This is a genomic window from Pacificimonas sp. ICDLI1SI03, assembly GCF_054740865.1.
Genome location: NZ_JBSQAU010000001.1, coordinates 1,347,943 through 1,360,824, shown reverse-complemented (window position 1 = coordinate 1,360,824; position 12,882 = coordinate 1,347,943). Strand labels below are relative to the sequence as shown.

Below are 12,882 nucleotides of genomic sequence, written 5' to 3'. Positions count from 1 at the left end.
GCATGTCACAGAAAGGCCTGATTGAACACCGGATAGAGTGCGGCGATGTCGCCCTGCGCGCGGTGGCGAAGGGGCAGGGGCCGCTGGTTTTAATGTTGCACGGCTTTCCTGGCCTGGCCTGGTCTTGGCGGTACCAGATGGCGCCGGTGGCCGAGGCGCGCTGGCGCGCAGTCGCGATCGATTCCCTGGGCTATGGCGGCAGCGACCGGCCGCTGGATCCGCGAGCCTATGCTGCAGATCGCATTCACCAATATCTACATGACGTTCTCGATTATTTCGGTGCCGAGAGCGCCGTCATTGTAGGCCAGGACTTCGGCGCACAATATGCGTGGAACTTCGCCGTGCGTAGTCCCGAGCGTACGCAAGCGCTGGTGGCGACCATACCCTATGATTTCGATCTGGCCGGACGCGCGCTGCTCGGCCGAAAAGAAACCGCCGCGCCCGACGCGCCGGCTGCGCCGCTGGTCGCATCGCCCGATCACCTGCCAAGCGAACGCTTCGCCGCGATGGCAGCCGAACATTTCATTCACTTCCATTATTTCCAGAGGGTAGGCCCCGCCGACAGAGAATTGGGTGCGGCTGTTCCTGAATTCTTGCGCCGGATCTTTCACGCGCTCAGCGCGGGGGGCGATTTATGGTCGTGGAAACAAAAGCCGATGGAGGGCACCGGCTATCTTGACGTTCTTCCGCCCGCGCCGCCTTTGCCCTGGCAGTGGCTGAGCGAGGAGGAGTTCGCCAGTTTCGTCGCGGGGTACGACCATGCCGACCCGATGCGACGCATGATCGGAGGGCTGAATTCCTACAGAACTGCCGACATGAACTGGCGGCAGGGGTATGAATGGGCAGATGCCGATGTCGAAGTGCCCACGCTGTTCCTTTATGGAGCGGACGACCCGTCATTCGGCTTTTTTCCGGATTGGGAGGTGCGCATGCGGCAGCGCGTTCCCGGCCTGCGGGATATGATCGCCATTCCGGGGGCGGGACATTTCGTCCAGCAGGAGCGGCCGGAAGCGTTCAATGCGGCCCTGCTTGCCTTTCTTGAAACGCTGGCGCCGTGATGCCCCTGCGTGTGGCAGGTCATCTGGGCGTGCGCGCGCCCGACCAGCCGCTGTTCGCGAAAAGTGCAGCAGCTATGGACCCGCTGACGCAGATCGCGGCGATGGCGGAATACGGCCTGGCTGGGGTCTTCGATAATTTCCTCACCCTGCGTCCGCCAAAGGTACAGAGCGCGATGGGCGAGGGGCTTTCGGCGCGCGGTATGGCGATGGGGTCGTTCGTCCACGATCCGCTGCGATGGGATCAGCCGTGCTGGAGCAGCGGAGAGGCGCTGGACGCCTTGCCTGCCAGTCTGAATGCAGCGCGGCGCAGCGGCAGTCGTACCATCAATTGCGTCACCGGTCTGGACCGGGGGCGGGGCCGACCCGAGCAATTGCAGGCGATGGCGGAAAATCTTGCGCGGGCGGCTGACCGGGCTGCGCCAAGCGACATCATGCTGTGTGTGGAGACGACACATGCCGCATATGCGCCCGGTGCGCTAATCGAGAGCTTTGCCGATGCGAAAGGCGTTGTGAGCGCCGCAGCGCATCCCGGCGTGCGGCTGAATGTCGATGTGGCGCATCTTGCCATGCACGGCATCGACCCGGCCGGGGCCATCCTTGAAAACCCGTCTGTGCTCGGCATGGTCCAGATCGCGGATCTGCCGGGGCGTGTGGAGCCGGGGGCAGGGAGTGCATCGCTCGACTGGGCAGCAATCATCGCTGCCCTGGGAGAGGCGGAATATTCCGGCCTGGTGGAATTGGAACTCGAACCGGCAGAGCCTGGAGCGGCGGGCGAGCGCGCGATGCTGTCGCGGCTCACCCGCCTGGGCCTGCTTTAGAAGGAAAAGCCCAGATCTATTCCGTAAGTAGCTGGATCACCGTAGGAAATTGCCTGGTTCTGATAACCGTCGATGATTGAGCCAGACCCGATCACAAACCCAGGGTAACGTTTGTCGAGTATGTTCTTGCCCCACGCGGCGACAGATATTGCACGCCCGCCGCTCAGCTCGAACGTGTAGGTCAATCGCGCGTCCAGCAGCGCATAGCTTTCGTTGATCGGAGCATCGCGACCGAACGGCACGGATGGACCGTCGCCGGCGGTCGTAAACACTTCGTCCTTCCACGTGTAATCGGCGTGCGCTGCAAGCGTACCGCTGGCATTTTCCAGGATGGTCCAGTCGCCTGACAATCGCACGCTGTGCTTGGGTGTGAAGGGCAGCACGAAATAGCCGGTGATGTCGTCGCCAACATTGACAGGCGATCCGGGATTGACCGCGGGATCGAAGATCGAACCAGCAGGAGCGTCAACGCCCTTGATCGTTGAATCTATATAGGAATAGCTCGCCTGCAACGTTAGCCCGTCAAAGGGAAGGGCGGTAACGTCCGCTTCAAGCCCTTTAACGGTGGCGCGACCGACGTTGAACGTATCGGACAACGAGGCGTCTTGTGCGTCCGCCGAGATATCGAGCTGCAAATCCTTATACTTTGCGACGAAGCCAGCGAGGTTTACGCGTAGCCGCCGGTCGAGGAGATCGCTTTTCACGCCGAGTTCGTAGCTGGTGACGGATTCCGGACCAAAGGTACGCGTGAAGGTTGGCGATGCCTCGTTGGACCCGCCCGCCTTATAGCCCGTGACAACTTTTCCATAGAGGGTCAGGTTGCGGCTGGGGCGGAAGTTCACGATTGCCGATGGATTGAACTTCGTGTTGTCGACGTCGGTTTCGCCAGGGATGTTTGCCAAAGGTATGATCGTACCGGCGCCGTTAAAACGACGCGCTACCAGCGGAGAGGTTTCGCCGAGGAAGAGACGCGAAATGCGTATGCGGTCGGCAGATCGCTCGTCCTTTGTGTACCGGCCGCCAACGGTGATATCCAGTCTGTCCTCCGCGAACTCTGGCGTCCAGGTCAGTTGGCCATAGACAGCCTTGGATATGGAATCAGCATTCGTCGTACGATCGACGAGGAGGCGCTGGCCGGGCGTGCCGGTGCCGATGTCCGCTTGCAGGACATGGCTTGCATCCTCGTTAAAATAGTAGACGCCAAAGACATATTCGAAGGACGAGAACCCTCCAACTGCCTGAAATTCCTGGGTATATGTGGTCGACTGCACGTCATCGAACGCCCAGAATGGCGCCAGGAACGCTTCCACGTAATCCTGCCGTGTGTTGACGTCGATCTTCCGATAGGAGCTGAGAGAGCGCAGCGTCAGGTTCGACGAAGGACGCCATTCCCCGATCAGCGTCATGCCGTCTGATTTCACATAGCTGTAGGGCAGATAGACTGGCCGATAGCTTTGCTCCGGATCGGAATCATAGCCGGGGAACAGCATAGGAGCGAACTCGTTTTCCGTGACATAGCGCACCGGTGTCGTGCGCTGGTTGCTGTAATCGGCAGAGAAATCCACCGTTACGTCGGGATCGGGTTCCCAGCGAACGGCGCCGCGGATCGCGTGCTTTCGATCTGCCTGGAAGTCGTTCGCGTCCGGCACGCCGCTCGTATCCGGCGCATTTTCCGCCCAACCATCGCGTTGGCTGTAAAGACCTGTCAGCTTTACCTTCAGATTTGCGAATTCCTCGAGATTCACATTCACCAAGGCGCGCCGATAGTCGAGATTGCCAAGTGAAAGGAGCCCATCGACGCCAAACTCGCCGGTCGGTTTCTTGCTGATGATATTGACGGCGCCGCCGGTCGTATTGCGACCATATAGCGTACCCTGCGGCCCGCGCAGAACCTCGACGCGCTCTACGTCGGCCAGGTCGAACGTGGATGCCTGCGGTCGCGACTGGTAGATGCCGTCGACATACAGGCCGACGCCGCCATCCTTTGTGATGATATTAGGGTCGCCGATGCCCTGGCCGCGCATGAACAGAACCAGCGTGGTCGTTGAACTGGGGTAGGGCGCGAAATAAAGGCTGGGGGATGCCTGCACGACGCCCCTCAGGTCGGTGATGCCCTGCGCCTGCAGACTGTCCGCCGTGATCGCGGTAATGGCGATTGGCGTCTGCTGAAGGTTTTCCTCTCGCCGCTGCGCGGTGACAACGATCTCCTCGATGCCCCCGGATTGCACGGCGGAAGGCGCAACCTGGCCTGCATCCGCGGGTGCCTGAACCCTGTCCTCCTGAGCTTGTGCTGCCGCAGGCAGCAGGGCGAGGCCGCTGATGCCGTACATCAACTTCGTAATAATGCGCGTCTTACTGCTTTTCATGATTCCCTCCCGGTTCGTTTTTTCTGACGATCATGAACCATTTTTTGGGGATCGACAACAAAATGCGTACGAGAGCGTTGCATCTGCTACGCGATCAGGCAAATGGTTACGAAAGACGAAAATATCCGAGGGGGAGGATGGGATGGCGCACGCCGATCCAAGGAAACGCACGCTAGATCAGGTGGGATATTTGGTCGCCGATATCGATGAGGCGGTGAACCGATGGCACGAACGCGTCGGCCTCGCCCCCTGGACGATCTATCGCAACACGGTTCTCGATGGAATCTATCGCAGCCGGGAAACCCGGGTGGAGATCGACGTGGCGCTTGCCTATCAGGGCGATGTGCAGGTCGAACTGATCCAGCTGAAGGGCGGCGGACCGAACCCCTATCAGGATGCGAACGGCGCTCCGCTGAAGGGGATCCATCATACAGCCTGGCTGGTCGACGATCTTGATGCGGCGATCGATGAAATGTCCAGCCGCGGTCTCACCCCCGTTTTCAAGGCGAACAATGCGGCAGTACAGGTCGCCTATATGGAAGATCCCGACGAACCAAACGTGCTGTTCGAACTGATCGAAGGAAAGGAAATGCGCGCCATGATCGATGCTGGAATTGCGGAAACGAAAGCCTGGTCGGGCGGCGATCCGATCAGGGAGATCGACATGAACGCGGCGGCCGATTCCTGATGCCCCACAGCAAGATACCACCAGAAAGCGCCGATTTCGTCATCATTGGCGGGGGATCGGCCGGCTGTGTCCTGGCCAACCGCCTGAGCGCCGATGGCGCAAATAAGGTTGTCATGCTGGAGGCGGGGGGACGCAATAACGGCCTGTTGACGACAATGCCGGCGGGCATGGCGACGCTGATGCGTGACCGAAATGTCAGCAACTGGGCTTTTGAATCCGAACCCGTGGAGGCGCTGGGCGGACGCGCGACCTTTGTTCCGCGCGGCAAGGGCTGGGGCGGTTCCTCATCCATTAACGGCATGCTGTACGTGCGCGGCAATGCCGCCGATTTCGACCAGTGGCGGCAGATGGGTCTGGAGGGGTGGAGCTATGAAGACGTGCTGCCCTATTTCCGCCGGTCGGAAGACGGGCCGGGAGAGGCCGACCGCTACCACGGCAAGGGAGGGCCTTTGCCGGTGCGGTTCGGCCATTCTTCAGAGCCGCTGTATCAGGCGTTTATCGATGCGGGAAAGCAGGCGGGATATGAGGAAAGCGCGGACTTCAATGGCGAATCCCAATTTGGCGTTGGCCGTTATCAGGTAAATATCGAAGGTGGGCGCAGGGCGGGGGCCTTGCGCGCGTTCCTGATCCCCGCGCTTTCGCGTGATAATCTGATGGCGACGACGGGTGTGCACGTCACGCGTATCGTGACGGAGGCGGGGCGCGCCACGGCGGTGGAATACAGGCTAGGCGACTCTCCGGAAGTCCGGCGTATCACGGCGCGGCGAGAGATCGTTCTGTCAGCCGGATCCATGCAATCGCCGCAAATTCTGCTTTTGTCAGGTATGGGCGATCCGGAGGCTCTGCGCGACGTCGGCGTTGAGAGTGTCGCCGCCTTGCCGGGCGTAGGGCGCAATTTGCAAGATCATGTGGATGTTGCCGTTACCTATCGTTCGCCGCTGCCTTTGCTTTGGTCGCGCACGAAGGGCTTTCGCGCCGCTTTGATCGGACTGCGTTATCTGCTGCGCCGCGATGGGCTGGGCGCTGAAAATTCGATGGAGGTAGGCGGGTTCCTCCGCAGCCGACCCGAACTTGATCGACCCGATTTGCAAATCCAGTTCATTCCCGGGGTCATGGCAAACCATGGTCGCAAGGGGATCGAACCTTTTGACGGGTTTTCCCTGGATATGGTGGCGCTGCATCCGGAAAGCCGTGGGCGCGTTTCGCTGAGTTCGGCGGACCCGATGGCACCGCCGCGGATCGAGCCAAACCATCTGGCCACACCCGGCGACATGGCGACGTTGCGCGCGGCAATCCACATTGCGCGTAAGATTGGAACGCAGCCGGCGCTAGCGCCTTGGCGCATCGCCGAGGACGAGCCGGGCGCCGACATTGTGGAGGATGATGTCATGGACGCATGGCTGCGCGAGAAATCCAATACGATCTTCCATCCCGTTGGCACCTGCTCCATGGGCCAGGCGGACGATCCCAATGCCGTTGTAACAGCTCAGTTGAAGGTGCGTGGAATCGATGGATTGCGTGTGGCCGACGCGTCGGTCATGCCCAGAATCGTCAGCGGCAACACCAATGCGACGACGATGATGATCGCCGAAAAGGCCGCAGAAATGATGCTAAAATAAGGTTCAGCCGAGGCTGAAGTCGGGCTGGGAGCGTTCTGCTATCATGCGATAGCGGGCTTCCAGCGCCGGATCCAGCGCCTCGGGCTGTGGCACGATCCAATATTCGCCCGCGTTCAGCGCCTTGAATACCTTGTCTGCGAAGTCGCCCGGATCCATGCCGTGTGCGCCGATCATGCCGCGCAAATGTTCGACGAAGCCGCCCGTCGCAGGATCGACGATTTCGCCGAATGGATCGTCGAAGATCGCCGAACGAACCGGTCCGGGCGCAAGCAGGCTGACGGACACGGGGGCTTCGATCATCGCAAGTTCGCCCTTAAGTCCCTCGGTCAGCGCAACGACCGCGAATTTCGTGGCGCTATAGGGACTCATTAGCGGGCTGGGCAGAAAGCCGCCAACCGATGCCGTGTTGATGATCCGGCTGGGCGTGCCCGCCTTCAGCAGCCTGGGAATGAAGGCGCGCATACCATTCAGCACGCCTTCCACATTTACGCGCCAGGACGCCTCCCAACGTGCGGGCTCTATTTCCCAACTGAAGCCGGTCGCCATGATGCCGGCATTATTGAACAGCAGGGCGACGTTGCCCAGTTCGCCAAACGCGCGCTCTGCCAGGGTATCCATCGCCGCCTGGTCGGTAACATCCGTCGGGACCGCGATGGCGCCGTCCAAAGTCTTGCACGCATCCGCCAGCGCATCAGCATCACGGTCCACCAGCATGACACGCATGCCGCGTTCATGGGCGGCCTGTGCGAGGCCGAGTCCGATGCCGCTGGCGGCACCGGTGATAACGGCGCCTTTGTCACGCCACTGATTATCGGCCTCGCTCATGCCGTCGCTCAGTAGTTCAGCTTGAACTGGACAGCGAAACGGCGCGGTTCCGAGTAGAACTTACCGCCGAAGCCCAGCGCGCCGAAGTCGATACCGTAGAGCACCTGATCCTCATTCAGCAAATTCTCGCCGATTGCCGCGATTTCACCCCTTAGGCGGACCCCTAGCGGAATATCGGCAAGGGCAATTCGCGCATCCACAGTGTTCGTAGCGGGCGAAGAGACCTGCTGCTGGTAAGGATTCACCGCATCGTTAGGATAGAAAAACACTTTGCTGCGGTAGGAATAGGAAACGCGGGTCTGGATTTCGCCAAATTCCATCGGCGGGAAGATGTATTCGGCGGCGATGTTGGAATTGACCTTCGCTACGTTCGGGAAACGGGCTGAGTCCGCGATATCGCTGACCGTATTCGTTGTCGGGTCCAAAAACAGGAACTGTTGGTAAGTAGGGTCGGTATAACCGACGGCCCCAGACAAAGTGAGGCCGTCAACGGGAACCAACGTGACCTCCAGCTCCACGCCCTTGAACTCCGCCTCGCCAGCGTTGACCAGCAAGGTCGATGCGCCGCCGGTGCCCGCAGCAAATTGCGGCACCTGCAGATCGTCATATTGATTGAGAAACGCCGCCGCGTTGATGCGGAGGTGGCGATCGAACAGGTCCAGTTTTGCACCGACTTCGTATGATTTCAGCTTCTCAGGTTCGAACGAGTTCAATTCGTCCGCACGGGGGTTGAAGCCGCCCGACTTATACCCCGTCGAGAACTTACCATAAAGAAGCGCATCCGGTGTGACCTGATAACTGGCGGATGCGAGGAAGGAAATATCATCATATTTTACCGTGCCCTCTGCCGGACCGATCACTGAAGACACGCCATTTGCCTCGTTCTGAAGCAGAACCGATTTCTCGTCCTCCGTGTAACGAACGCCGCCGGTTAGCTCGAGTTTTTCCTCAAGTGCGCTCGGCTTCCAGCTGACTTGCCCGAATACGGCCTTGGATTTCGATTCCTGGCTATAGCGCGCCCGGGGGTTCAGATTGATGCCGAGATAGAGTGGCGGATTTCCCGTGCCCGCGTTCGCGTCAATGATCGCCGTAAGTTTCTGTTGGTTATCTTCAGAAACCTGTTCCTCGAAATAATAGGCGCCCAGGACGTAGCTGAAGTCGCCTGTATTGCCGAGCAATTGCAGCTCTTCTGAAAACTGATCCTGCTTCTGCGGAGCGTTGACGCCGTTATAGGGTGTGACGGACTGAACACTCACGCCGCCTGTGACGGGGTCGAGGACCAGTCCCTTCAGATCGCCCTGGCCGCTAAGCCCCAGCACATTATCGAGCAGAAGATCGCGATAGCCGGTTATCGATTTTAGCGTAATTGCCGGGGAAACCTCCCACTCGGCAGTGAAATTGTGGCCCATGCTGCGCGTGCGCGACCGGAAATCGCCGGGAGCGCCTGGCGCCTGAAGCCCTGAATCGAGCCGCTCGTCCGCACCTACGAATTGCAGTGGTGCGCCGCCCAAATTGGGGGAATTGCCATAATATTCGAGCGCGGCGGGGCTGAGAGCCACCGTCTGAAAGAAGCCTGGAGCGCCGACACGATTGTCAAAGTCAAAGCCGTATGAGAGCTGCACATCGTTCAGGTCGGCCTTGATGGCGACGGCAACGGCGTCGGCATTCAGTGATCCGGGATCCTTGTCCGACGAGGTCAAGAGATTGTCGAAATATCCGTCGCGTTCACGGTGAAAATAGCTGATCGAAGCAGAAAAGGGCGATCCATCGGTGCGGCCTGTATCGACGCGGGCATGACCGAACCAGTCGTTACGCGAGCCGTAGCCGCCCCTCAGCGACAGTCCGAACTCGTCTTCAGGCTCCCGCGACACGAGCTGGATGGCGCCACCGGTCGTGTTGCGGCCAAAGAGAGTTCCCTGCGGACCGCGCAGAACCTCGATCCGTTCCAGATCGACAAGGTCGAAGATCGAGCCGGCGCTGCGGGCGATATAGACACCGTCGAGATAGATGCCGACCGCGGTGTCCAGGCCCAGCGAAGGGTCGGTCTGGCCGATGCCGCGAATATTGATCGATGCCGCCGATAGCGAAGAGGATTGCTGGCTGATGATCAGGTTTGGTGCGACATCCGCGATCTTGTCGACCTCGGTGATATTCAGTTTCGCGATGGCGCCACTGTCGAGTGCCGTGATTGCGATTGGTGTTGATTGCAGGGATTCCGACTGGCGACGCGCGGTAACGACGATCTCTCCGATCTGTCCGCGGTTGACGTCCGCATTCGGCGCGGCGGGTTCGGCGGTTTCCTCGACGGGGGCAATCTGCGCATGAGCGGTGCCAGCAGAAATGACGAGCGCTATTGCGGTCGTGCAACGATAGAATAAAGCTTTTTGCAGCAGCATGATGTTATCCCCTCAAGAAAATAGCCGGCACCCGGCCGGTCGTCTTTTGTGCCGCGACGCAATGCGAGAAACTTTTATCCCGGTCAACCATGTTCGCGTACAACACGGGCAAGATGCCTACGCATTGTGATGATTTTACAACGTTGCGTCGCTCTGGCCTGAAAAACTGCGCGATGGGACGCTTGCTCCGGTACTAACGACTTGCGCAACCATCGGCACTGGTTGCTACGCATATGCTTAATTTCAATGGTGGCGAGGGTGCCGGGATCGGCTATAGATGACCCCAGGTCCGCAAAAAGATGGGTCTTTGGGAGGAACAGTAATGGCAGCAGGCCGGACGTTATCCGAGCTCGTAACTGACCGGGCGCGTATACACGTATATACGTATCAATATGAGCGCCCATCCAATCATACCCGCTCGCCGGGCCATGACCTCCTTGCACTCTGTTCCGATCTACCGCGAAGTTCCGTCGGATATTATTATACTGATAATGCGCGAAGTCGCATGATCGCTATGGGGAAGTTGATGTTCGTTCCGGCCGGCGCCTCGATCAGCGCCACCGGTCCCGGCGGGGATCGCCATTTATCCGTCTGCACCATGCCGGAAGGTTTCCTGCCAGCGAATTTCGATCCTGCGGACCAGCGCTTTCTGGCGATGTGCGGCGATGTCCGCGATACCAACATCTGGAGCGCGATGCAGCGCCTGAGCAGCGAGGCAAGTTGCCCAGGTTTTGGCAGCGATATTCTTGTCGACGGGCTCGCCACCGCCCTGCAGGTGGACATACGACGTTATTTCGAGGCGGCGAAGGTCCGGCTGAAGCAATATACCGGAACGCTCGCATCCTGGCAGTTGAAGCGGATCGAGGAGTTCGTCTACGCGGCGGAGGGTCAACGCGTCCGGATTGCGGACCTGGCATCCATTGCAGAGGTGAGCCCGGGCCATCTGGTCCGTACCTTCAAGCGCACCACCGGCCGCACCGTACACCAGTTCGTGGAGGAGGTGCGGTTGCAACGCGCCTGCATGCTGCTGCGGTCTGGCAATCAGCCGCTAAAGCAGATCGCCGCGACGCTCGGGTTCTCGTCGACGAGCAGTTTTTCTCTGGCCTTTCGCAAATCCATGGGGACAACCCCCGGACGCTTCCGCAGCGAGCAGCCCGTACTCAACTAACGGATGTGGGGAAGCGGGACGGTAGGCCGCCGTCGAACTTCCCCACCTGCTGCACGTGATTCAGGCAGCCTGTTCGCGCTTTGGTTCGGCATAGAATTGCGAATAGAAACGCCGCCACCGGTCGATTTCGCCGTCGCCCTGGCACAGGATCGGGCGCGGTTCATAGATCTTGTGCTCCCAGATGCGCTTGTCCTGTTCCAGCTGCTTGTTGACGTCGGCGATGATCGCCGCAGCGACGCGCGCGCCGGGTCCTTCTGCCTGTTCCTTCGGCTGCGAGAAGTTGAAGCGGACATGTACCATGTCGATATCCACCGGCGTAACGGCCGCGATCAACAGCGTTTCGGAAATGCCGGTAAAGCGGGTCCATGACTGACCCGGTCCCACGCTGACGGCGCGGATAGCACCATCCACCGTGCCGCGCGGCGTCTCCATCTTGGCGGAGATCAGCGTGCGGAGGACATGGCCGTCAAATTCGGACTTCTGGTCGGGGAAGTCCGCCGTGCCGTGGGTGTAGCGGAAATGCGCCGTGTCGGCGCCGTTTTCGGCCATATCCTGAATGTGCACGTTGACGTGCCATTCGCGGCGCTGCCACTCCGACCAGGACGGGTCCGTGGCCTCAGGCAGCGTTTCGACTTCCCACATGGGGTCCGCGCCTTCCGGATGGTACCACGCCCAGATCAGCCGGTTACGCTCGACTACCGGCCAGGTCCGCATGCAGGGACGCTTCACCTGGGGCGGGATCGATTTGGAATAGGGGATGTCGACGACCGTTCCGCGCTCGTCATAGGCCCAGGCGTGAAACGGACAAACGACGGCATTGCCCTCGACCCGGCCGCCATGACCCAGATGCGCGCCCAGATGACGGCAATAGGCATCCAGCATTCGGGCCTGGCCGTCTTCGCCGCGCCAGAGCACCAGCTCCTTGCCGAAATAGCGGATCGCCTTTACCTCGCCGACGGCAAGATCCTCGCCATATTCCACGACATACCAGCCAAAGGGCAAAGGAAGGGTGATGCCGCGTTCTTCTGCGCTCAGCGTGCGTGTAGCTGTAGCTGTCATCATAGCGTCTCCGGATCGATTTTCAGGATGCGCGCCGCATTGTCGCGCAGGAATTTGGGCCACACCTCGTCCTTGAAGGGAACATCGCGCAGTTCGCGGAAAATGCGTTCGAGGGAGAGGCCCGCCGGGAAATAGCCGGCATAGATGATCTTGTCGGCGCCGCGCGTGTTCGCGTAGTCGATGATCGCCTTCGGGTAGTGCTTCGGTGCAAAGGCGCTGGTTGCGTAATAGAGGTTCGGGTATTTCAGCATCAGCTTTATGGCCAGATCCTCCCAAGGTTCTGCGCCATGACGCATCACGAAAACCAGGTCGGGGAAGAACCAGCAGACCTCGTCCACGCGCTCTACATGTTGCGGAAACATCGGCACGCGCGGGCCTGGCACGCCGACATTGACGAAGATCGGCAGGTCAAGCTCAACACAGGTTGCATAGATCGGGTACATCTTGCGGTCGTCGATCGGCACCTGCGGGTTCAGGCCGCAGGGAAAGACGGAGACGCTGCTGAGGCCCACCTCTTCGTTCAGGCGGCGTATTTTCCGCACCTCCTCCATGCCGCGATTGGGATTGATCGGCAGGTCGAATGCGAAGCGACCGGGAAAACGCTTGGCAGCGTCGAGGACGGGGGAACCGTCGTCAACGCCCGTCAGGGCAACCGCGATGTTGTGGGCATCCATCTGCTCGATCGTATAGGCGGCGTAATCGTCGACGCCCTTTGCCTTCGGCACATTCTTGAACATGTACTGCGCCGGCATCGCGAATTGATCGCGGCTTTCCTGGTCCATCAGCAGTGGCTTGAACGCTTCGTACCATTCCGAATTCGTCTCGCTGACGGGAATGCCCAGCAGGGTATCGATCACGCGAACATCTGTGGGGAATGCCATTTGG

At 60.0% G+C, this 12,882-nt stretch carries 10 protein-coding genes; 5 read left to right on the top strand and 5 right to left on the bottom strand.

Annotated features, from left to right (window positions below; genetic code table 11):
- Positions 1–2 precede the first annotated feature (2 nt).
- Both ACSMXM_RS06650 and ACSMXM_RS06645 read left to right on the top strand, forming a co-directional pair.
- The gene (locus ACSMXM_RS06650; protein ID WP_460315080.1) at positions 3–1,058 is read left to right on the top strand and encodes an alpha/beta fold hydrolase; all 1,056 of its coding nucleotides are present in this window, start codon (positions 3–5) and stop codon (positions 1,056–1,058) included.
- Positions 1,058–1,876, top strand: a complete 819-nt coding sequence (locus ACSMXM_RS06645) for a TIM barrel protein (protein WP_460315078.1) — start codon at positions 1,058–1,060, stop codon at positions 1,874–1,876. Before ACSMXM_RS06650 ends, ACSMXM_RS06645 begins: the two co-directional genes overlap by 1 nt.
- Here the strand turns inward: ACSMXM_RS06645 and ACSMXM_RS06640 are convergent.
- Positions 1,873–4,242 (bottom strand): TonB-dependent receptor, encoded by a 2,370-nt coding sequence (locus ACSMXM_RS06640; RefSeq protein WP_460315076.1) that lies wholly within the window; start codon positions 4,240–4,242, stop codon positions 1,873–1,875. The two genes, ACSMXM_RS06645 and ACSMXM_RS06640, sit on opposite strands and share 4 nt — an antisense overlap.
- Before the next feature lie 142 nt (positions 4,243–4,384).
- Between ACSMXM_RS06640 and ACSMXM_RS06635 the strand changes: the two genes are divergently transcribed.
- Both ACSMXM_RS06635 and ACSMXM_RS06630 read left to right on the top strand, forming a co-directional pair.
- Entirely contained in the window at positions 4,385–4,930 is a 546-nt protein-coding gene (locus tag ACSMXM_RS06635) for a VOC family protein (RefSeq protein ID WP_460315075.1), read from the top strand.
- Positions 4,930–6,549, top strand: coding sequence for a GMC family oxidoreductase (locus tag ACSMXM_RS06630; RefSeq protein WP_460315073.1), 1,620 nt, complete (start codon positions 4,930–4,932; stop codon positions 6,547–6,549). The genes ACSMXM_RS06635 and ACSMXM_RS06630 overlap by 1 nt, the downstream gene beginning before the upstream one ends.
- 3 nt (positions 6,550–6,552) lie before the next feature.
- Here the strand turns inward: ACSMXM_RS06630 and ACSMXM_RS06625 are convergent, their stop codons facing one another.
- Entirely contained in the window at positions 6,553–7,374 is an 822-nt protein-coding gene (locus ACSMXM_RS06625; protein ID WP_460315071.1) for an SDR family oxidoreductase, read from the bottom strand.
- An 8-nt stretch (positions 7,375–7,382) separates the two neighbouring features.
- Positions 7,383–9,770: a TonB-dependent receptor gene (locus ACSMXM_RS06620; protein ID WP_460315069.1), complete on the bottom strand. Its 2,388-nt coding sequence runs from the start codon at positions 9,768–9,770 to the stop codon at positions 7,383–7,385.
- Positions 9,771–10,296: 526 nt separating this feature from the next.
- Here ACSMXM_RS06620 and ACSMXM_RS06615 point away from each other — a divergent pair.
- A complete protein-coding gene (locus ACSMXM_RS06615; RefSeq protein WP_460315067.1) occupies positions 10,297–10,938 on the top strand; it encodes a helix-turn-helix transcriptional regulator in 642 nt (213 codons plus the stop codon).
- A gap of 60 nt (positions 10,939–10,998) precedes the next feature.
- Here the strand turns inward: ACSMXM_RS06615 and ACSMXM_RS06610 are convergent, their stop codons facing one another.
- Both ACSMXM_RS06610 and ACSMXM_RS06605 read right to left on the bottom strand, forming a co-directional pair.
- Positions 10,999–11,997, bottom strand: coding sequence for a Rieske 2Fe-2S domain-containing protein (locus ACSMXM_RS06610; protein WP_460315065.1), 999 nt, complete (start codon positions 11,995–11,997; stop codon positions 10,999–11,001).
- On the bottom strand, positions 11,997–12,878 hold the full coding sequence (locus ACSMXM_RS06605) for an amidohydrolase family protein (protein WP_460315064.1): 882 nt from the start codon (positions 12,876–12,878) through the stop codon (positions 11,997–11,999). Before ACSMXM_RS06605 ends, ACSMXM_RS06610 begins: the two co-directional genes overlap by 1 nt.
- Positions 12,879–12,882 lie beyond the last annotated feature (4 nt).

What these genes read in the sequence shown, in the direction of transcription:
- ACSMXM_RS06645 (WP_460315078.1), top strand. Translation starts at nt 1,058, where the DNA reads ATGCCCCTGCGTGTGGCAGGTCATCTGGGCGTGCGCGCGCCCGACCAG.
- ACSMXM_RS06605 (WP_460315064.1), bottom strand. Translation starts at nt 12,878, where the DNA reads ATGGCATTCCCCACAGATGTTCGCGTGATCGATACCCTGCTGGGCATT.
- ACSMXM_RS06630 (WP_460315073.1), top strand. Translation starts at nt 4,930, where the DNA reads ATGCCCCACAGCAAGATACCACCAGAAAGCGCCGATTTCGTCATCATT.
- ACSMXM_RS06650 (WP_460315080.1), top strand. Translation starts at nt 3, where the DNA reads ATGTCACAGAAAGGCCTGATTGAACACCGGATAGAGTGCGGCGATGTC.
- ACSMXM_RS06635 (WP_460315075.1), top strand. Translation starts at nt 4,385, where the DNA reads ATGGCGCACGCCGATCCAAGGAAACGCACGCTAGATCAGGTGGGATAT.
- ACSMXM_RS06625 (WP_460315071.1), bottom strand. Translation starts at nt 7,374, where the DNA reads ATGAGCGAGGCCGATAATCAGTGGCGTGACAAAGGCGCCGTTATCACC.
- ACSMXM_RS06610 (WP_460315065.1), bottom strand. Translation starts at nt 11,997, where the DNA reads ATGACAGCTACAGCTACACGCACGCTGAGCGCAGAAGAACGCGGCATC.
- ACSMXM_RS06640 (WP_460315076.1), bottom strand. Translation starts at nt 4,242, where the DNA reads ATGAAAAGCAGTAAGACGCGCATTATTACGAAGTTGATGTACGGCATC.
- ACSMXM_RS06620 (WP_460315069.1), bottom strand. Translation starts at nt 9,770, where the DNA reads ATGCTGCTGCAAAAAGCTTTATTCTATCGTTGCACGACCGCAATAGCG.
- ACSMXM_RS06615 (WP_460315067.1), top strand. Translation starts at nt 10,297, where the DNA reads ATGTTCGTTCCGGCCGGCGCCTCGATCAGCGCCACCGGTCCCGGCGGG.